The sequence below is a fragment of the Paenibacillus silviterrae genome (genome assembly GCF_030167925.1).
GTDB lineage: Bacteria > Bacillota > Bacilli > Paenibacillales > NBRC-103111 > Paenibacillus_G > Paenibacillus_G silviterrae.
In genome coordinates, this window is record NZ_JASKUT010000001.1 from 4,274,566 (window position 1) to 4,292,607 (window position 18,042).

At 53.7% G+C, this 18,042-nt stretch carries 18 protein-coding genes and 1 pseudogene; 6 read left to right on the top strand and 13 right to left on the bottom strand.

The window, feature by feature from the left end:
• Window positions 1-161 precede the first annotated feature (161 nt).
• Entirely contained in the window at window positions 162-1,352 is a 1,191-nt protein-coding gene (locus tag QMO62_RS19695; RefSeq protein WP_284643537.1) for an iron-containing alcohol dehydrogenase, read from the bottom strand.
• Window positions 1,346-1,654, bottom strand: coding sequence for an antibiotic biosynthesis monooxygenase (locus tag QMO62_RS19700; protein ID WP_284643539.1), 309 nt, complete (start codon window positions 1,652-1,654; stop codon window positions 1,346-1,348). The genes QMO62_RS19695 and QMO62_RS19700 overlap by 7 nt, the downstream gene beginning before the upstream one ends.
• A 234-nt stretch (window positions 1,655-1,888) precedes the next feature.
• On the opposite strand from QMO62_RS19700, the gene msrA reads away from it, so the two are divergent.
• Complete coding sequence (msrA, locus tag QMO62_RS19705) at window positions 1,889-2,524, top strand: peptide-methionine (S)-S-oxide reductase MsrA (protein WP_284643541.1); 636 nt, start codon at window positions 1,889-1,891, stop codon at window positions 2,522-2,524.
• Window positions 2,525-2,530: 6 nt separating this feature from the next.
• Here the strand turns inward: msrA and QMO62_RS19710 are convergent, their stop codons facing one another.
• From QMO62_RS19710 to QMO62_RS19720, 3 genes and pseudogenes are all read right to left on the bottom strand, one after another.
• Window positions 2,531-3,982 (bottom strand): adenylate/guanylate cyclase domain-containing protein, encoded by a 1,452-nt coding sequence (locus tag QMO62_RS19710; RefSeq protein WP_284643543.1) that lies wholly within the window; start codon window positions 3,980-3,982, stop codon window positions 2,531-2,533.
• Between the two features lie 438 nt (window positions 3,983-4,420).
• Window positions 4,421-4,774: pseudogene (locus QMO62_RS33665) on the bottom strand (response regulator); the annotation flags it as partial.
• Between the two features lie 16 nt (window positions 4,775-4,790).
• Entirely contained in the window at window positions 4,791-7,733 is a 2,943-nt protein-coding gene (locus QMO62_RS19720; RefSeq protein ID WP_284643545.1) for an ATP-binding protein, read from the bottom strand.
• 177 nt (window positions 7,734-7,910) lie between these two features.
• Here QMO62_RS19720 and QMO62_RS19725 point away from each other — a divergent pair, with 177 nt between their 5' ends.
• The 4 genes from QMO62_RS19725 (at window position 7,911) to QMO62_RS19740 (ending at window position 11,779) form a co-directional block, all read left to right on the top strand.
• Window positions 7,911-8,933, top strand: coding sequence for an AI-2E family transporter (locus QMO62_RS19725; RefSeq protein ID WP_284643546.1), 1,023 nt, complete (start codon window positions 7,911-7,913; stop codon window positions 8,931-8,933).
• A gap of 219 nt (window positions 8,934-9,152) precedes the next feature.
• A complete protein-coding gene (locus QMO62_RS19730; protein WP_284643548.1) occupies window positions 9,153-9,845 on the top strand; it encodes a HAMP domain-containing protein in 693 nt (230 codons plus the stop codon).
• A 38-nt stretch (window positions 9,846-9,883) separates the two neighbouring features.
• On the top strand, window positions 9,884-10,042 hold the full coding sequence (locus QMO62_RS19735; RefSeq protein WP_284643550.1) for a hypothetical protein: 159 nt from the start codon (window positions 9,884-9,886) through the stop codon (window positions 10,040-10,042).
• A gap of 210 nt (window positions 10,043-10,252) precedes the next feature.
• Window positions 10,253-11,779: a glycosyl hydrolase family 18 protein gene (locus QMO62_RS19740; RefSeq protein ID WP_284643552.1), complete on the top strand. Its 1,527-nt coding sequence runs from the start codon at window positions 10,253-10,255 to the stop codon at window positions 11,777-11,779.
• A 168-nt stretch (window positions 11,780-11,947) separates the two neighbouring features.
• Here QMO62_RS19740 and QMO62_RS19745 read toward each other — a convergent pair whose 3' ends face one another.
• Genes QMO62_RS19745 through QMO62_RS19775 form a run of 7 tightly spaced genes read right to left on the bottom strand, consistent with a single transcriptional unit; the run spans window position 11,948 to window position 17,252 of the window.
• Window positions 11,948-12,805 (bottom strand): DUF3473 domain-containing protein, encoded by an 858-nt coding sequence (locus QMO62_RS19745; RefSeq protein ID WP_284643554.1) that lies wholly within the window; start codon window positions 12,803-12,805, stop codon window positions 11,948-11,950.
• Complete coding sequence (locus tag QMO62_RS19750; RefSeq protein WP_284643556.1) at window positions 12,802-13,470, bottom strand: class I SAM-dependent methyltransferase; 669 nt, start codon at window positions 13,468-13,470, stop codon at window positions 12,802-12,804. Before QMO62_RS19750 ends, QMO62_RS19745 begins: the two co-directional genes overlap by 4 nt.
• A gap of 26 nt (window positions 13,471-13,496) precedes the next feature.
• Window positions 13,497-14,549, bottom strand: coding sequence for a GNAT family N-acetyltransferase (locus tag QMO62_RS19755; protein ID WP_284643558.1), 1,053 nt, complete (start codon window positions 14,547-14,549; stop codon window positions 13,497-13,499).
• A 7-nt stretch (window positions 14,550-14,556) separates the two neighbouring features.
• Window positions 14,557-14,898 carry a DMT family transporter gene (locus QMO62_RS19760; protein WP_284643560.1) on the bottom strand — a complete coding sequence of 114 codons (342 nt, stop codon included), beginning with the start codon at window positions 14,896-14,898 and terminating at the stop codon, window positions 14,557-14,559.
• 8 nt (window positions 14,899-14,906) lie between these two features.
• Window positions 14,907-15,254: a DUF2304 domain-containing protein gene (locus QMO62_RS19765; protein WP_284643561.1), complete on the bottom strand. Its 348-nt coding sequence runs from the start codon at window positions 15,252-15,254 to the stop codon at window positions 14,907-14,909.
• A 40-nt stretch (window positions 15,255-15,294) separates the two neighbouring features.
• Window positions 15,295-16,002, bottom strand: a complete 708-nt coding sequence (locus QMO62_RS19770) for a glycosyltransferase family 2 protein (protein WP_284643563.1) — start codon at window positions 16,000-16,002, stop codon at window positions 15,295-15,297.
• Window positions 15,981-17,252, bottom strand: a complete 1,272-nt coding sequence (locus tag QMO62_RS19775) for a glycosyltransferase family 39 protein (protein WP_284643565.1) — start codon at window positions 17,250-17,252, stop codon at window positions 15,981-15,983. Before QMO62_RS19775 ends, QMO62_RS19770 begins: the two co-directional genes overlap by 22 nt.
• 205 nt (window positions 17,253-17,457) lie before the next feature.
• Between QMO62_RS19775 and QMO62_RS19780 the strand changes: the two genes are divergently transcribed.
• Window positions 17,458-17,688, top strand: a complete 231-nt coding sequence (locus QMO62_RS19780; protein WP_284643566.1) for a hypothetical protein — start codon at window positions 17,458-17,460, stop codon at window positions 17,686-17,688.
• Between the two features lie 42 nt (window positions 17,689-17,730).
• On the opposite strand, the gene qoxD is transcribed toward QMO62_RS19780, so the two are convergent.
• Window positions 17,731-18,042 carry a cytochrome aa3 quinol oxidase subunit IV gene (gene qoxD, locus QMO62_RS19785; RefSeq protein WP_284643567.1) on the bottom strand — a complete coding sequence of 104 codons (312 nt, stop codon included), beginning with the start codon at window positions 18,040-18,042 and terminating at the stop codon, window positions 17,731-17,733.

Here is an 18,042-nt window from a genome sequence, read left to right on the forward strand (position 1 = left end):
GAACACCTCAATAGTAAGTTAGTTGTATAACTAACTTTAATTATACAACATTTCCCTGTATCTGCAAATAAAATGAAATATCCGCCTAAAGAAGCCGCAATCACGGGAACCGTGAGTCTCGCATCTTCAAGGCGGATAGATGTCTTACTAGAGGCCAACCGCTACATCCTGGCCAGCAAAATCTCGCGCATTACGTTCCGGTCCAGCTGAACGGGGCTCTGCTTATTGTCGGTCGCGCCCAGGACAGCATCGATGTTATGCTCGGTCACTCCATAGGCGCCAAGCCTTGGAATTTCCAGCCGATCCGTCCAATCCTCCAGCGTTTCGACCAAGCGTCTGCAAGCTCCGGCGAGATCGCCGTCCGCATGGCCCGTCAGCAGCCTGCTGACCTTGGCGTACTTGGCCAACGCCTCTGCAGCCTGCTCCGTCCCGGACTGCAGCAGCTGCTCCACGTTACGCTTCGTAACCTCGGCGAGCAGGGTCCCGCAGATGACGCCGTGCGGAATCGGGAAGCTGCCTCCGAGCGGGGAGGCAAAGCCATGCACAAGGCCGAGCCCCGCATGGGCGAGCGTAATCCCCGACAGCATGGAGGCATAGGCCATTTGCCCGTGCAGGACCTCATCCTGAGCTGCCGCATCCGTGCAGATCGGCAGCAGGCTCCCCGCAGCCGCTTCGATACCGGATAGCGCAAGAGCATCTGTCAATGGGGAAGCCTTCGTCGACACGTAGGATTCGATCAGCTGGGTCAGCGCATCCAGCCCGCTGGAGGCCTTCACCGACCTCGGACAGCTGATGGTGAGCCGTCCATCCACAATCGCCGCATCCGGGATGAAGCGATCATGTCGGATGGAACGTTTGAAGCCCCCGCTGATGGAAATGACCGCGTTCTTCGTCATCTCGCTGCCTGTGCCTGAAGTGGTAGGGACCGCCACGAAGAACACTTTATTACCGCTGTGCGGCCGATAAGTCGGCTGCCCCTCCAAGTAATGGAGGACCGTATCTCCCGGTTCGGTACGCAGCATGGCGGATACGGCTTTGCCCGCGTCCATGGCGCTTCCTCCGCCGACGGCAACAACGGCATCGATCCCAGAGGACCGGTAGTGATCCACGACGTCATCCACCCATTCTACCGTCGGTTCATAATGGATATGGGCTACCTCGTATGTCATTTGCTTCTCGGCAAGCAGCGCGGTGATCTGCTCCCATACCGCCGCGTTCGTCCTTGGGAAGCTGCCCGTCACGAACAGAATGCGACGTGTTCCCTGCGGCAGCACCTCAGGCAGCTTCCCTGCCGCCCCACAGCCAAAAGTGATCCCGGGGGTGCCTGCAAACAAAAAGGAGTTCATCACCATTGGGACTTCTCCGCAGGCGCGATCACCCGGTGGGCCGTTCCTTCCCGCGGCTTCGCCATCCAAGGGGCAACGGTATCTCTCCACTCCAAGTAATGTGCGGTTCCTTTATGTTTGGCCGCCGCTTCCTCGGATTCATAAGCTTCGTACAGAGTGAAGCAGGTTGGCTCATCCCGATGCTGCAGAACGTCGAACCGGAGGTTCCCGGGCTCTTGTACGGAGCCTTTATGGTTTTTGCATGTGGCAGCAATAAATTCCTCCACATGCTCCTCTTTCACATATACCTTTACGACTGTAACTATCATGGGCTCCATGGCTCCTCTCACTTTAGAAAATGATCTCAAGCCAAATAGTAGCATATTTGTCATGCCCCGTGTATGCTTTTGAAGTCGAGCAAGTCGAATTGCAGCAGTCAGATCGTCACTCGCAGTAAACCGCGCACAAGAACAATCGGATGTATCACCGGCTGATTCTATCCGAGATCGGCGGTCATACTAAGTAATACCAAGTCTAACGGAGTCAAAGGGAGGTAGCCGACAATGAACGGTACCGAGAGCCATTCGATTACGCTCGGGATGGGATGCTTCTGGAGTCCGGATGCCTTGTTCGGGCAGTTGGCAGGGGTCATAAGGACTCGGGTAGGGTATGCGGGAGGAACTACGGAGCATCCGACCTATCGGGAGATGGGGGACCATTCGGAGGCGGTCCAGATCGAGTACGATCCGGTGAGGCTGTCGTTGGAGGCGCTTCTAGAGCTGTTCTGGAGCAGCCACAAGCCGATCAACATCAATGAGTATAAAGGAAGGCAGTATCAGTCGCTGGTATTGTATCACGATGCCGATCAGCTGGGGGCGATTGAACGGGTGCTGAACGACATAGAGGCACAGGGAGAGGGCAGACCGGACACGGAGGTGGCTCCTCTCACCGCGTTTTATACGGCGGAGGAGCGCCATCAGAAATATTATTTGAAACGGTATCCCGATGCGATCACGAAGCTTGCCTCGTTATACCCGTCCGCGGAGGAGCTGACCCGGGCTACCTTGGCGGCGCGCCTGAACGGCTTGGCAAAGGGATATACGAATCTCGCGAGAGTGTGTGAGGAGCTCCGTACGTGGCCCGTCTCCAAGGAGGATCGGGAGCGGATGATCCGGCTGGTGAAACAAATCAAATGGTGAGCTCTCCTACTGCCGATACTCCAGAAAATAAACAGCGACACAGCCTTGTCCCGGCGAGACGAAGCGTGAGCCCCAGATGCGGCTCGTATCGTAACGAAGCCGGGCGTCGGGCGTAAGCTGAGCCACCGGCGGGCTGAGCTGTACGAAAGATTCATGGGGCTCGAACAGCTTCAGTGCGTTCCCGATTAGCTGATTGGCGGTTTCCTTGACGGCATCGGTCAGGTAGGCCGGACGTTCTTCGGCATCGATCGGTAGAGCATGAATGCTTTCTCCTATCATGGACTGGAGCAAGGTTTCTTGGGCAATCGGATCGGCGGACAGCACAAAGAGTCCGTTCCAGCAGCCCCGCAGCTCCAGGAACACCGACTGCTCCTCCAGCCCGGCGGGACCGCCCCTATACGCTGTTTCCTCCATGGCGCCGAAGCCGGTCCGATAAGGCAAGTACATGCGGACGGCGTCCAGCAGCGGAGCCAGCATAGCGGGGGTGAACCGCGCAGAGCTCCCGCTGGCACCCGGCTCCGTTTCCACTTCGCCATATACGATCAGCTGCCGCACCGTCAGCTCAAGGGAGCTGTCGTCATAGGCGGCCTCCGTCCAAATCCGGCCCTCCGGCGCACACAGCCGGACAAAGTGTCTCGCCACCCAATCATACGGGTTTCGCTCCACTACCTGGCTGAACCGCTCGCGGGCCTCACCCGGCTGATTGTGCATATAGAGCCTTAGCGCTTCATTGAACTGAGGCAGCGTCTCCAGCTTCCCTTGACGGATGTCCGTCGGATCGCCGTCGAATACTTCGTAGATCGGGACGGTCTCCAGCTTGCCCTTCACCGCGGCATGGTCGATAAGTCGTAAGCAGAAGTCCTCCGGCTGCTGCAGCGAGCGGCGGGTTGGCTCCGTGATGAGCAGCGATGTGCCGTACCGCTTGTTCAGCCCCTCGATCCGCGAAGCCAGGTTCACGGCATCGCCGATCACCGTAGCCTGCATACGCTCTCGCCCTCCGACAATCCCCACCATCACCGGTCCCGAATTCAGACCGATGCCGATGCGGATCGGCACATAGCCCGCCCGCAGTCTCCCTAGGTTATATTCATACAGTCTACGCAGCATGTCGAGCGCCGATCTTACGGCGCCGTCCGCTCCACCGTCGAACAGCGCCATGACGGAATCGCCGATGAACTTATCGATGACCCCGCCATGCTCGGTAACGGTTGGCTCCATTTGGTACAAATAGGAGTTGAGGAAGCGAAAGTTTTGCTCCGGAGTCAGCCGCTCCGACAGATCCGTGAAGGAGCGGATGTCGGAGAACAGCACCGTCATCCCCATCTGCCGATGATCTCCGAGCCGCACGGAGTCCATCGAGGACTGCTCTAGAAAGCGGAGCAGCGTGCTGGGCACGAAGCGTTCATAAGCGGCAGCAAGCGCTGTAGGATCTACGGTTGTCTTCTTGTTCTGCGTCAAGGCTGATCCTCTTTTCAATCAAGTCTATGGTTACAAAATAATTTGCGAAATATCGGTGTACACCTTGCCGAACAGCTCGGGATTGAGCTCCTTCAGCTGCTGCGTCAATGCCTTGCCCCTGCAGACCACCTTAGCAGTACCGCCGGCTCCGGTAATGCTGGAGCTAAACTGCTCGAATCGCGCTAACAAATCGCCGTCCATCGAATCGATGCTGTCATGGAAGTGGAACACCACTTTGAGCGGCTTCAGAAACAGGAAGCCCTGCACTGCCATTCCGATGGAATCGAGTTCTTCAGCGCTAATTCCGCCGAACGCAGTGACAATGAAAATGCCATTCTTGTTCTCGATGGCAAAGGCCGGCGCTCCGGCCTCCGGTAGAGCGGTCGCGCCGGCCGCAGTCTCCGCTTTGGCGGCCTGCTGCTCCTCGCGATGAATTTTGAGCACGTCGTCGATCGTCTCCAATATTTTGTCCATCGTAATCGGTTTAAGGATATAGTGCTTGGCGCCGTTCTGAATCGCCTCGAACACCATGCTCTTCTGATCCAGCGCCGAAATCATAATGATATTGGCCGCCGGGTAAGTAGCGATAATTTTCTTCACCGCATCGATGCCGCTCATGACAGGCATTGTGATATCCATGGTGACCAGGTCCGGCATATGCTTGGCGTATTCCTTATAAGCTTCGATGCCGTTGGAAGCTTCAGCCACCACTTGATGTCCTGCTTCAGTGAGCATCATTTTGAGATTGCGGCGCATTAAGATCGAATCATCAACGATTAATATTGTAGCCATGGGATAAGGACTCCTCCTACGAAAGATCAGGTTTCTTGGTTAAAATCAGGCTGAGCTGCAAAGAACCGGCCACGCCCGCCATTCGGCAGGTCCATATCGCGGCGTCGGCATACTTGACCGAAGCGCCCGGGGTTTGGAGCGTAATCGGAGGCTCAATGACGATGTAAGGCTCCAGCTCGGGGAAACGGCTTATCGAATTGCCAAGGATGATGTTGGATGCCTCGGCGAGCGTGTCCTCGGCAAGCTGCAGCTCCTCTTCATCACTAAGGCTGCCGTAAACAAGGGACCGAACGGTTGCGGAGGCCAAAGACTCGTCCATCGTGAGGACGAATCTGCCCTCAAGCGCCCCCTTCACGCCAATGAAGGTTGTGATGTTCCGAAGGGATACCTTATCTTCCGCACTGAGCTGGAACGGGGTCTGCGCATCAAGCGAATGACCGACCTGCTCCCGGAAGAACTGCTTTGCCGTCTCGGCCAGCGGAGTCATCATGGAAACAGCCTCCAGCTGCGGAACCTCGGACACAGCCTCGAACGGCAGGCGGAATGTGAAGGAGGTACCTTGCCCGACTTCTGTAGCCACCTCTACGGTGCCGCCGAGACGTTCGGTTTCCAGCTTCACCGCCGAGAGACCGATCCCACGGCCGGATAGCTCGGTAATGTCCTCTTTCGTGCTAAGCTGCTCATGGAAGATGAATTCCCGCAGCGTCTCCTCCGACATCGCGGCGGCGGCCTCGTCTATGATCAATCCCTTGGCGATCGCCTTAGCCTTCACCAGCTCCGCCGAAATGCCTCGTCCGTCATCGCTGACGGTAACCCGAATCGTATTCTCCTCCTGTCGAACCTCACAGCGGATGCGGCCCAGCTCCGGCTTGCCTTGGGCCTCCCGCTCGTTGCAGCACTCAATGCCGTGATCCGCCATATTGCGGAACACGTGGACCAGCGAGCGGGCAAAGTCGGCATACTTTTCGGAATCGCACAGCACCTCATCGCCTTCGATCTCGAACGGCTCGATCATCTTATCAAGACGCTCCGCCAGCCCTGCCGTATATTCAGGATAGCTGCGCAGCAGCTCTTTAAACGGCTTGAAGCGCAGCTTCCGAAGCTCGGGCAGCAGCACCTGGCAATCCGCGGTCGAGAGGGTGGCGACCATTTTCTTCTCAATCTCCACAATCTTCGTTTTATCGATAAACAGGACATTATCCTGCCCGAAGAACGTATCGCCGAGGAAGCTCTGAAGAACCTCCAGCTCCGGTTCCAGCCATTCGCCCATCCGGAAGCCGGCCAGCACGGACCGCACCTCCTCCAGCGACTGCGTATCGGAGGCTTTGCATAGCTCTGCTACGATGGTTTCCGCCTCATGAAGCTGATCCACAGCGTAGGTCAGGCCGTATTGGGCGAAATTGCCCTTGAACGTATGCAGCTGCCGGAACAGCTCGAACAGAGCCGCATCCAGCGGTACCTCCTCGCTGAATAAGGCATTTACGCGCTCGCCGGTAAATTCCTTATACTCACGGACCAATTCGGAGTAGTCGTTATAGCCGACCACCACCTTCACTACCATCTTGAGCGTATTGCGTTCTTGCTCCATCTGGCTTTGCAAGAGCCGCTTCTCCGTCACGTCGGTCAGGATGACCATGCAGGATTCCCCGTCCCCGGGCTCCGTCTCCGGGATCATTTTGTATTCCAGCTGGATATGACGGTTATCGATCTGAATCTCATCGATGAGCAGCGGCACATATAATCCGCGTTTGGCCGGTTCCGTTTCCTGGAACAGCTTGCTGAGGAGGTTCCTAAGGAAGGTCATTTGTTCCGTGTCAGCGGGAGCAATCAGCTCGGGGAACGGGCGGGAGGCTAATCCTGCCCCGAAGAGCTTCACGCATTCCAGGCTGTATTCCTCGCGAACGCGCAGATCCGCGCCGAAGGAGAGGAAGCCCTGCCCTGCGTTGTTCAGCAGGCTGCGCAGCGACTTCTCCTGAAGGGCGAGCTTGCGCTTCGCCTCCTGGATATGCTCCTGCGATCGGAGGAGCTCCTCCTTCTGCGCCTCGAGCTCATCCCGCTGCGCCTCCATCTCATCCCGCTGTGATTCCAGCTCCAGCTTCTGGGCTTCGAGCTCTTCATTCTGATCTCTCATAAGCTCGGTGTAGCTCTTCATTTTCCCCATGATGGTATTTGTGGAATCAATGAGCGATTCGATTTCGCGCAGGGGGCGCTTCAGCTTGACCGTGGAGCTGATCGTCGTTTCGACGTCTTCTCCGGAGGCGAGCGATTTCATCGTGCATTCCAGCTGGTCGATCGGGGCAATAATCGGCAGGGTAAATAGAGAGCTGACCAGCTTGGACAGGAACAGAACGACAATGATCAGCAGCAGCAGTGAGGCGACGGCCGCCATGAGCAGCCCGAAGCCCACAAGCGGATTAATGCCCACGGTTACGCTGCCGATCGTCTCTCCTTGAGCATCCACTAACGGGTGCTTCGATTCAATATTGTAGAGCTCGACGATCTTGCTTACCCAAGGGCCTGTCTCCTCAAGCGTAGACGTAACGTCCTGCACGTTGGAAAACAGGACCCGGTCCTGAATCCGTACCTCGAGGAGTATGATGTCGTGCCGCTTCTCGCCCCAAACCCCGTGTTCGTCCCTATGCATGGCATAGATGAACTTTTCTTGGGTGGCCACATCCTCCAGATGGGTCTTCATCCACTGCTTAGCACTATCCGCAGCAGGATCGAACTGCTCTAGGCCAGCAATGCCGAATTGATTCAGGAAGGCAGGGGAGTTCATATCCCGCGCGATGCTGCTGCCAATAAATTTAGCGGCGGTCTCCGACAGCGGCCGGAACATCTGGGTGACGATCACCAGAAGAATCACCCCGAACACCAAGATGTTGATCAATGTCGAAAAATACATCAGCCGGCGCACACGCTTACGCAGCGTTCTCCGGTTTCTCTTTGTATGCGGCATGATAGGTTCACCCAATCTCTTACGTATAAATAGGACTTTCTTCTCATTATATACCATCTTTTTGCCCTAGCGTGATATTTTCGTCCCAGGATTCAACAATCTTCACAACTTTATTGCATTGACCATTTTGAATGCGGTAGACTAAGGAGGAACGCTACCATAGATGGGGTTGAACGGATGGAAATAGTAAAGCGGTTTCTAGCGGATTTAACGGTGCGAAGATTTATCATCCTGGCGGTGATATGCCTGCTGCTTTTCAGTATCAGAGATATGCTGAATTTGGTTCTATTAACCTTCCTGATCGCCTACATCATGAACAGCTTCCAGAAGGCGTTATCGAAGCGCTTAAGCAAATTCGTCGTCATCAACAGCAAAGTGATCATCATCTTTCTGTACGCGGCTATGGTGACCATGCTGGTTACCGCCATTATTAATTATTGGCCCAAGGTATTCATTCAGGCGAAGCAGCTTAAGGACTTGCTGGTAGGCTTGAATAACATGCCGATGCCTCAGGATGAAGTGGCTCGGTTCGTTTACCGCTATGTGAAGGATTTGGACCTGCAATCCTACGTCAAGCACAGCTTCGACTATATCCTGAGAATCAGCAATTGGGGAACGACCTTCGTAATGGCTACCATCTTGAGCCTTGTATTTATCCTCGAGAAGAATCGGGTCGTCTCGTTCACCACCAGACTTAGGGCAAGTAAGCTTTCTTGGCTGTACGAGGAGCTGGAGTACTTCGGGAAGAAGTTTATTCTCTCCTTTGGCAAAGTGATCGAGGCGCAGGTGCTTATCGCGCTGTTCAATACGGTATTTACCGTGATCGGCTTATGGATTCTGGGCTTTCCATACTTATTCGCCTTGTCGATCATGATTTTTCTGCTCAGCTTAATCCCGGTTGCCGGCTTTCTGATTTCCTTAATTCCTTTATGTATCATCGGCTATAACCTGGGCGGCGTGACGTTGGTGATCTATGTTTTGGTGGTGATCGCGGTGCTGCACTTTCTGGAAGGGTACTTCCTCAACCCCAAGCTGATGTCACACAAAATGAACCTCCCGATGTTCTATACCTTCATCGTGTTAATTTTCTCTGAGCATTACATGGGGATCTGGGGCTTGATCCTGGGCATACCGATCTTCGTGTTCTTATTGGATGTCATTGATGTAGATACAGCGAATTCGAACGATACCACCGTCTGAGGGCAGACGGTGGTTTTTTCGTGGGAAAAAGCTGCGCAAATGCGGGAAGGCACCAATACAGAAAGCTTCCTAAAAAGTTACTTTAAAGGGCTTCGACAGGGGCGTTTCTTATACGAAAAATAGGTTCATGGAAACATTTGGTGACACAAAAAAACTAGAAAAGTTTGTAGTAAAATGTAGTCGACCTGGAAATGGGTTATCTGCGCGGGTTCGTACTACATGGACTACAACAGCGGCGCTAACGTCGTTCTTACGTATCTCGCCGTGACTGTGTCGATTGCATTGCTCGTCGGCTTGGCCGTTAGCTGGATTCTATCGAGACATATCAGCAAGCCGATCGAAAGGGTCGCGCAAGAGGCTTCGCGGATTGCCGCAGGTGATCTCCAGGCGGTCGGGCTGCCGGTCAAGAATCGGGACGAGGTAGGAGCACTTGCAGCGGACTTCCAGGTCATGGTGGGCAACCTCAAATCTATCATCACCGACGTTGCGCTTGTTTCGCAAACCGTCGCAGCAGCCTCCGAGCAGCTGACCGCTAGCTCTGAGCAGACGATGCAAACTTCAATGTCGATCTCCGAATCCATCTCGGAGGTAGCTGCAGCCTCCGAGGTGGAATCCGAACGAGCAGCACAGAGCTTCGGCATTGTTCGGGAGATGACCAGCCAAATGGCGGAGATTTCGGAGAGCGTACAAAGCGTTACTATGAGTGCGGGTGACTCCTCGGAGAAGTCGCAAGCGGGTAAGGGAATGATTACGAGAAGTGTCCTTCAAACTCGGTCGAGGAGGGCAATACTGCGGTCAAAGAGGGCATCTCCCTTGTTAATGACGCAGGTACGGCCTTTGCCGATATCCATCAATCCATTCAGCATGTCTCTTCGCAGTCTCAAGAGGTTTCCGCCCGAATTGTTCAATTAGCCGATGATGCGGCACAAGTCGTTTCGGCGATTGAGCAGATGAAAGCAATGACCCTTGCCATCGCGGCCAATACTCACGATGTTGCCGCTTCTTCACAACAGCAGACGGCCTCCATACAGGAGATGGCGGCTTCCGCCGCTATGCTGGCCGCCACGGCGGAAGAGCTGCAGGATAAGGTGAGTGCGTTCCAGGTGTAACAGCATATAGAAAATTGGGAGCCCGGCATCATGCCGTGGCTCCCTTTCTTTCTTGCAGATGCGGCTCTCTGCCTAAAAGGCTTCTGTGAAAGCATCCAAATACCTATACCCTGCTTCCATAAATTACAGTACCTCCGCTCTATCTCCGCTGCGTTCCTTTCTTCCGATAAAGCTAGTGTAGGTCAACAACTAGATTAGGGAGGAAGCAGCTTGAGAACAAACCTAGCTTTTCGTTATGTTTTTGTCGTGTCTATGATTGTTGCACTCGTCTTCTCCATCGTCACTCCTCATGCTTATGCCGCAAAGGATAAGCAAGCCCCCACCGCTCCTACAGGACTCAAGGTAACCGGCGTTACCGAGACAACGGCAGCCTTGGCTTGGAACGCCGCAACCGATAATGTGAAGGTCGCCGATTATTGGGTATATCAGGGGACGACACTGAAGGGGAAAACTACATCCCTTTCCTATTCCGTGACGGGGTTAAGCCCAGGTAAGACATATTCATTCAGTGTAAAGGCAGCGGATGCGGCGTGGAACGTATCACCATCCAGCAATGCTGTTACAGTGACCACCTTAGTCACCCCTACCGCTCCTGCGCCGGAACCGAGTCCAACTCCGACCCCAACTCCGACGCCATCGGCGGCGAAGGCGGTGATTGGCTACTATTCCGGCTGGTCTACATACAGCGGCAAGCAAGTTGCCGATTTGGACGGGTCGCAACTGACCCACATCAATTATGCTTTTGCGAACATCGGCCCCGATCTGAAGATCGCCGTGGGTGATTCGTATGCCGACATAGAGAAGCGCTTTCCTGACGATACCGGTACCGAGCCCTTCTTCGGGAATTTCAATCAGCTGCTTAAGCTGAAGCAAAAGTATCCTCATCTGAAGACGCTGATCTCCGTTGGGGGTTGGTCGTGGTCCGGCAAATTTTCCGACGTGGCTCTATCGGATGCTTCCCGCACGGCCTTCGCTGATAGCGTAGTCGCTTTTCTCCTGAAATACGGCTTCGATGGCGTGGACATTGACTGGGAATACCCGGTATCTGGCGGTATGCCGGATAATGTGCGCCGTCCGGAGGACAAACAGAATTTCACGTTACTGATGCAGAAGCTTCGCGAGAAGCTGGATGCCCAGAAGGCGAAGGACGGCAAGACATATCTACTCAGCTTTGCAGGAGCAGCAGGGTCCTACTATCTCAATAATGTTGAGGCCGGCAAGCTGCAGGCTTCCGTAGATTTCGTCAACATCATGAGCTATGACATTCATGGCACCTGGGAGTCGAAGACAGGCCTTAACGCGCCTCTGTACAAGGATCCGGCCAGCGGCTTCGCATACGACATGGGCGTGCAGGATGCCGTGCAGCTGTATCTGAATGCAGGCGTACCGGCAGGCAAGCTGGTCATGGGGGTTCCGTTCTACGGCTACAAATATGATAACGTCAAGAATAGCAATAACGGTTTATACCAAACGTACTCCGGCGGGACCTCCTTGTCCTATGACGAGATCGTGGCGAAATATTTGAATCAGGGGTATACAAGATATTTCCATACGGCCTCGAAGGTACCGTATCTGTTCAACGGAACCAGCTTTATCAGCTACGATGATCCGGAATCCATGGGCTACAAGGCAGCTTATATCAAGAATACCGGTATTGCCGGAGCGATGATCTGGACGCTGCCGCAGGATAACGCGAACCGCGACCTGCTGACGGCACTTTACAAGGGCCTGCAGTAATAAGAAAGCACCGATTCCTCCGCCAAAGGAGACATCGGTGCTTTTCTATTATAGCCAGGATCGCCAGAGCCGAACTGCGAGCTTTCAGCAAATTTTCAGGTTTCCTTCAACTACGATTCATATTCCCGTGCGATAATCTAGGCACATACAAATAGAAAAAGGTTAGAATCACAGCATGACCCCATGCTGCTTGCGCAAATGCTCGGAGATCGACGTGAAGCGGAAGCTGCGCAGGATGTTGTCGAGCTTCGCCTCGGTGCCGCCGACGTTGTAATAATGGATGAATGCTTCCTTAGCCGGCAAGCTGAGCTTCTGCTCTGTGGCATCGATCTCACGAGGGTGCAGATAGACGATAGAGCTCTTGCCATTGCGGTTCGCAGAGCGGATCGCTTGTTTGATCAGCAGTCTCGGGAAGAAGCGGAAGTAGAAGCCGCCGGAGTAGCCGATATTCCGCCCAAGCACCTGCATGACGGACATCGGTACTTCATAAATGCCAAGCTCCTTGCCGTTGACCTTGGGCTTGTGAATGTCCTGAGGGGCATCCGGAATCCCGTACAGGAACGTTTTTACGGGGAAGATGCTCGCATCATACACCATCCCAAGCTCCTCCAGAGCGGTGAGGTAGTGCAGATTACTCTCCACGATCGACCAGGAGGGAGCGCGGTACCCCAGCACCTTCGTTCCGGTGAGATCCTCGAGGATGGCGACGGATTTGGCAACGTCTGCCTTGAACTCCCCGATCGTCTGCTTATAGGCAAGCTGGTGGCCGTAGCCGTGGGAAGCCACGTCATGCCCCTCACGTGCAATGGCCTTCACAACATCGGGATAGTCCTCGCCGATGCAGCCGAGCGTGAAGAAGGTGGCCTTGCAGCCGGTATCGCTGCAGAGCTGCAGCAGCGAATCCATATGCGCGCGGAACTTGGAGCCTTTGCCCCGATAATCATCAGGGTTGATGTGGTCATAGTTCGCGTGAAACCATTCCTCTATATCGAACGTAAGCATATTATCGATGCCGGTCTTAGTCACTTTCGTTTACGCCCCTTAATGGCGAACGAGGTGCAGAACAGGTCGGATAGCGACCCGGTAGAGCTGCCCTTGGTCGTAAATTTGAACGGATGGTACATTTTGAGAAACTCGATATTCTCAAAGCCGTTCTGCTCGAATACTTGCTTCAGCTCGTTCATCGCATACATACGATCGAATTTTTTCGTTTTCTCGAACAGGCGAAGCAGCTTCCTTTGAACCGAGCCCTTATGCAGGGTTTGGATCAGCAGCGTACCGCCCGGCTTCGTCACCCGGCTCAGCTCATCCAGCACCTTACGATACTCTTCAATGAGCTGAATGACGCCGATGCACATCACCACGTCGAATTTGCCTTGCTCGAAGGGGAGCGCCGTCAGATCCTCAGACATCGTCACCAGCCCTCGCTTGGCTGCGAACTCGAGGCTTTTCACGGAGAAGTCTACGCCGTAGACGGTATTGTGCTTCACAAGCGGCTCGCTGAATGCACCGACGCCGCAGCCGGCATCCAGTACCTCGGCGTCCTTCAGCTCACCCAGCCAACGAAGGGTGTTGTCCCGCTGCATGAAGAAGCTTTCGTCGTCGAAGTAATCGGAGGACTTAACCGAGGCGCCGTGCGTTTCCGCTTTGTTATCAAAATATTGCTTCCAACTGTTATGGTTCGAACTCATGGTTACTGTGCATCCTTCCGTGCTGCCTAAGGCATAAGGTACTTGATCAGATAATTCCCTGCGGAATCGGTAATAAAGCTTGGCGCTTTCTTCCACAGCTCGATAAAGAAGCGGAGACTTTCCTTGTCGGGCGGACCGGGGTGGCTTGAGCTGCCGTCTCCGTCATAGATGAGATACGTCAGCTGCTCGGGCTTCGCACCCCATTGCTCCTTGTACTTGTAAGTGCCCGAGCCGGTCTGCGAGCGTCCGAGGTCAAGCGACTTCAGTCCGCTGCGGATGCCGAACCTTATGGCTTCCCAGTACATGTAGTTGTTCAAATACTTATTGTTGTACTCTACAAGATTGGCCCCGTAAGGGTAATACAGGGTGGCGTTGCCGGGACTTGAAATTAGAAGCATGCCGCCGACGACTTGTCCAGCCGACGAATCGTGAATCGTCAACAGGAAGGCGTTGTCCGGCAGGAGCTCAAAGAATCTTTCGAAGAAGCGCAGCTTCGGCGCCGGGGAGCCCAGCTGCTTCATTCGCCGGACATATACCTTGTAAAATTCCGGGAGATGCCCCGGATCGAAGGATGAGGTAAACCATCCGTTCTTATAGGTTTTGCGCACGTGGTTGCGGTTGCTGCCGGTCGAAAGGGCAAGCACCTGCTCTTCATCCTCATAGAGAGGAAGCACAAAGGTGTGATTGTGCAGATGAGACTTCCATCCCGAGGCATCGGGCAGACGGTCCTCCTTCAGGCGAAGCTCTACGTAGGCGAGCTTGTCCTGCTCCCGAAGCCGCTTGAGCGAATCGGCAGCAGCCTGCAGCGCTTCGTCCGACGCCGCACAGAGGTCCATGTAGTTGATAAAGGGCAATGAGACACCGATGCGTCTCAGACCGAGGTTGCGGCCTGCAACCAGAGGAATCAGCGCCTGGATGCTTCCGCGCTCATCTATAACCGCATGATACCTGCACTGATAACCGAAGGAATCGATCAGCAGCTGCCGGAAGGCGGTCGTATGATATATCGTGCCTTGCGAAAGCGCATAGCGATCCCACGCTTCCTTCATGGCTTCGGTATAAGCTACACATTGGAACATCGGTGCACTATCCTTTCATCCACAGGATGACACCGATCATGATGAATGCCGTGCCGGACCATTTCATCAGACTGATGTGTTCATGGAACACAAGCAGGGATACTGCAATCAGCAGTACGTATTGAAAGCTGGAAACGAAGGTGACATAGCTGAGGTCAAACTTAGCAAGGCAATAGACCCAGAGCACGGCTCCTACCGCATACGAGGCGAAGCCCGCGATAATGAGCGGCGAGGTGATGTAGCCCATAAGAATGCCCCATAACGCGCCTTCGAAGTGAATCGATTTGCTGCCGATCTTCAGCAGGGTGCTGGCAAGCACCGTCATGCTGACGCTGGCCAGAAGAATCAAATAATTAATTATAATCCCGCCTCATTTATTTTCTTCTCAAGCTCCTCGAGCTTAAGCTTTGTTAATCCGAGTTCTTGGGTCAGGGCTTTATTATGCATCTTGATGCCGGAGATACTGACGCTCATATTCAGAAGCAGCAGATAAGCGCAAACGATCAAGATCGCAAAGAAAGCCGAAGGAGCATAATCGACGCCGATCAGGTCGGAAAACCAGTCGATCAGGTCCCGGAATACGGACATCACCAGCGTGAAGAGTCCGATCAGGAACCAGACGAGGGCATACTTCTCTCGAATCATGCGCGCTCTAACCATGAAGAAAACGGAAATGATCATGGTCAGACTAAACGCTACGCCCATCAGCTGTACACTGTATAGATGTTCGGCTTGTATAGCGCTTTCACCACCTAGTTCTGGTATAGGAAAAGAAGATCGACAGGATCACCTTCGCCATATAGTAAGGGCTCTTCAGCGGGGTAATGGAGGATTCGCCGTGCTCGCGCTCTCTCATCTCCACGCCGACTTCGCAGATTTGCAGGTTGTGCTTGTTCAGAACGATGATGGCATCCGGCTCCGGGTAGTCGTCCGGGTAAATCCGGCTAAGCAATTCAATGCTCTTGCGGTTATACATGCGAAAGCCCGACGTACTGTCCGTCACCTTGGTCTGAATCAGCATGCGGAACAGGTAGTAGAACACCTTGATGCCCATGCGGCGGGACCAGGAGGTTCGGAACGAGCGAATATCAAGAAAGCGCGAACCGATCACCATGTCGCTGCCTGTGCGCTGCATGGCGTGATACAGCTTCTCTACCTCTTTGGCCATGTGCTGGCCGTCCCCGTCGATTTGAACCATATAATCATAGCCGCGGTTATTGGCGAACTTGAAGCCGGTCTGCACCGCGCCGCCGATCCCCAGATTATACGGAAGGTCCACGACATGAACGCCGGGAGCCGTCCGTGCTACGGAAGACGTGCTGTCCTTGGAGCAGTCGTTGATCACCAGAATGCCGGCATGAGGAAGACTTGTGCGGATATCCGTGATGACCTTCAAGATGTTGTTCTGCTCATTGTAGGCCGGAATGACGATCAAAATTTTTTCTTGTTCCATAATGTCAGCATCCCCGCAAATTTTTTGGAAAACACAATAATGCCTTGAATGATTCTGTCGGTCCCATAAGCAGCCGCAATGGCTAGGAACGGCAATGCGGGTGCCTTATACCTGTACATTCCATCGATGAATAAGAAAATACAAAATAGGAAGACGGCCAAGACGGATAACCAGACAATGGATGCCTTACGAAACAGCCCGTTCTTGATCGCGGCTACCGTTCCGGTAAGAAACAGCACGGTCGGAAGCAGGTGCCAGGCAAAGCTGAGGATGCCGGAAAGGCTCGTCAAACGGACATTCCACACCCACCAGCCGAGAAAGCCGATCATTCGTTTCCCGTATAAGATAGACACATGGTCCCAATTATTGATTATAAAACTTAAAACCAAGCTGTTCAATATATTAATTGCATAATCCGGCTTGTAAAAATAATCATAAGGCGTGGCCTTATCATAAATCCAGCCGTGGGCGTAGACGTTGTACAGCACCATTTTGGCGTTGAACTGCAGGGAGCCGACGAAGGGGTCCAGCTTGCCGGTGAACAAGAGCACGAGGACAGCGAGCAATGCAGTCGCCGTACCGCCCCCGAGCAGCCATTTGTACCTCGCAAGAAAGGCGCGTACAGCAGGCTGGGGCAGGCGAATCAGGATGTACAGGAAAATAAACGCCAAAGAAACGACCCCGGTCGGCCGGAAGATGAGCATATACAATGCGCTTAGAGCGAAGAGGAGGATGTCCTTGCGTCTTCGGGTTTCGAAGGCAACCAAGAGCAAGTACACGCATGCGAGCAGCAGACTGATGAAGAAGCTGTCGGACAGGATGTACATGGACCAGATTGAGACGCCCCAGGAATTAGCATAGAACAGGGAAGCAACAACCGCTGTCGTACGGTTGAACAGCTTCAGCGCGATGTGATATACAAAAAATACCGACAAGCCGGAAACCAGGCATTGCAGGAAAATAATGGCCGTTTGGCTTTTGAGAAGCCCTAGAAGTACGGTGAGGAGTATATTATATCCAAAATATAAAATATCATTAATGGTCAAGCCGATTTGAAAGTCATTCAGCAGACGGTAGGCGTAATCCAGATACCACTTGCTGTCGTCGGAGTGGGGCAGGCCCGCAGGGGAATAGTACACTCGATACAAGTGGCGAAATCGCATGAACAGCGCGAACAGCATCAGCGGGACCAAGTAGAACCATTCGCGGTTTCGGTGGGCAGCGTACAATTGGTGAACACGACGGAACACTAGATCACTTCTCCATTGCGGCAGGGATAATGGTTACATAGCATGTCAATTATGACATAAGTAATAAGGGGCCGCAAGCAGGATTTCTGGATCGGGTTACCAACTATTTTTGTACGTTTTGTGAAAAATAAGGTTTGACAAAACTGTGAACGTGCATACAATAGAAGGTAAGCGTATCCACCTATCCTTTGAAGGAGTGAGGATTATGACCGACAACCAAGCGAGATCGCTGAAGTTCACGAATCGGGTCGCACCGGCCATCTGCATCGCGGGCATGCTCGTCGTGCTGACCAGCTTCTTTACAACCGATATGACAGCGGACTATATCTTATACAGCGGCATTGGCGTTGTTATCTCGTCCGTCTTCCTGTATATGTTCGGCCTTGTGCTTGCACTGGTAGAGGAAAAAGGGCACACCCCAGTCATCGAAGACTGAAGGGCGCGCCCTTTTTTCTTGTTGTTATGCGTAGACAACCAATTAATGATAGTGTCCGCCGCCTCCGAACGACATGACCCAGATCGAGCCGAGTACGATCACAACGGCCATCAGCACTCCATACACGATGTTGATGACCTGGGACTTTTTATCCTCTCCCTCGGTCACGTGCATGAACATGAACAGCTGCAGCCCCGCCTGCACGACAGCCAAAGTGCCGATAATCCACATAATGACCTGGAAGCTGAGATTGGTCTTCAGGGCAACGATGGCTGCCAAGAAGGTCATCAGCAGCGAGAGCAGGAATCCGAGCACATGGCCGAGTGGGAATTTCCCCGTTTGCTTCCGCTCCAT

Coding starts and splice junctions, on each gene's coding strand:
- QMO62_RS19765 (WP_284643561.1), bottom strand. CDS start 15,254: ATGGGCGTAGCGTTTAGTCTGACCATGATCATTTCCGTTTTCTTCATG.
- qoxD (WP_284643567.1), bottom strand. CDS start 18,042: ATGGAGCGGAAGCAAACGGGGAAATTCCCACTCGGCCATGTGCTCGGA.
- QMO62_RS19735 (WP_284643550.1), top strand. CDS start 9,884: ATGAAAGCAATGACCCTTGCCATCGCGGCCAATACTCACGATGTTGCC.
- QMO62_RS19750 (WP_284643556.1), bottom strand. CDS start 13,470: ATGAGTTCGAACCATAACAGTTGGAAGCAATATTTTGATAACAAAGCG.
- QMO62_RS19720 (WP_284643545.1), bottom strand. CDS start 7,733: ATGCCGCATACAAAGAGAAACCGGAGAACGCTGCGTAAGCGTGTGCGC.
- QMO62_RS19725 (WP_284643546.1), top strand. CDS start 7,911: ATGGAAATAGTAAAGCGGTTTCTAGCGGATTTAACGGTGCGAAGATTT.
- QMO62_RS19770 (WP_284643563.1), bottom strand. CDS start 16,002: ATGGAACAAGAAAAAATTTTGATCGTCATTCCGGCCTACAATGAGCAG.
- msrA (WP_284643541.1), top strand. CDS start 1,889: ATGAACGGTACCGAGAGCCATTCGATTACGCTCGGGATGGGATGCTTC.
- QMO62_RS19780 (WP_284643566.1), top strand. CDS start 17,458: ATGACCGACAACCAAGCGAGATCGCTGAAGTTCACGAATCGGGTCGCA.
- QMO62_RS19700 (WP_284643539.1), bottom strand. CDS start 1,654: ATGATAGTTACAGTCGTAAAGGTATATGTGAAAGAGGAGCATGTGGAG.
- QMO62_RS19695 (WP_284643537.1), bottom strand. CDS start 1,352: ATGGTGATGAACTCCTTTTTGTTTGCAGGCACCCCCGGGATCACTTTT.
- QMO62_RS19730 (WP_284643548.1), top strand. CDS start 9,153: ATGGACTACAACAGCGGCGCTAACGTCGTTCTTACGTATCTCGCCGTG.
- QMO62_RS19755 (WP_284643558.1), bottom strand. CDS start 14,549: ATGTTCCAATGTGTAGCTTATACCGAAGCCATGAAGGAAGCGTGGGAT.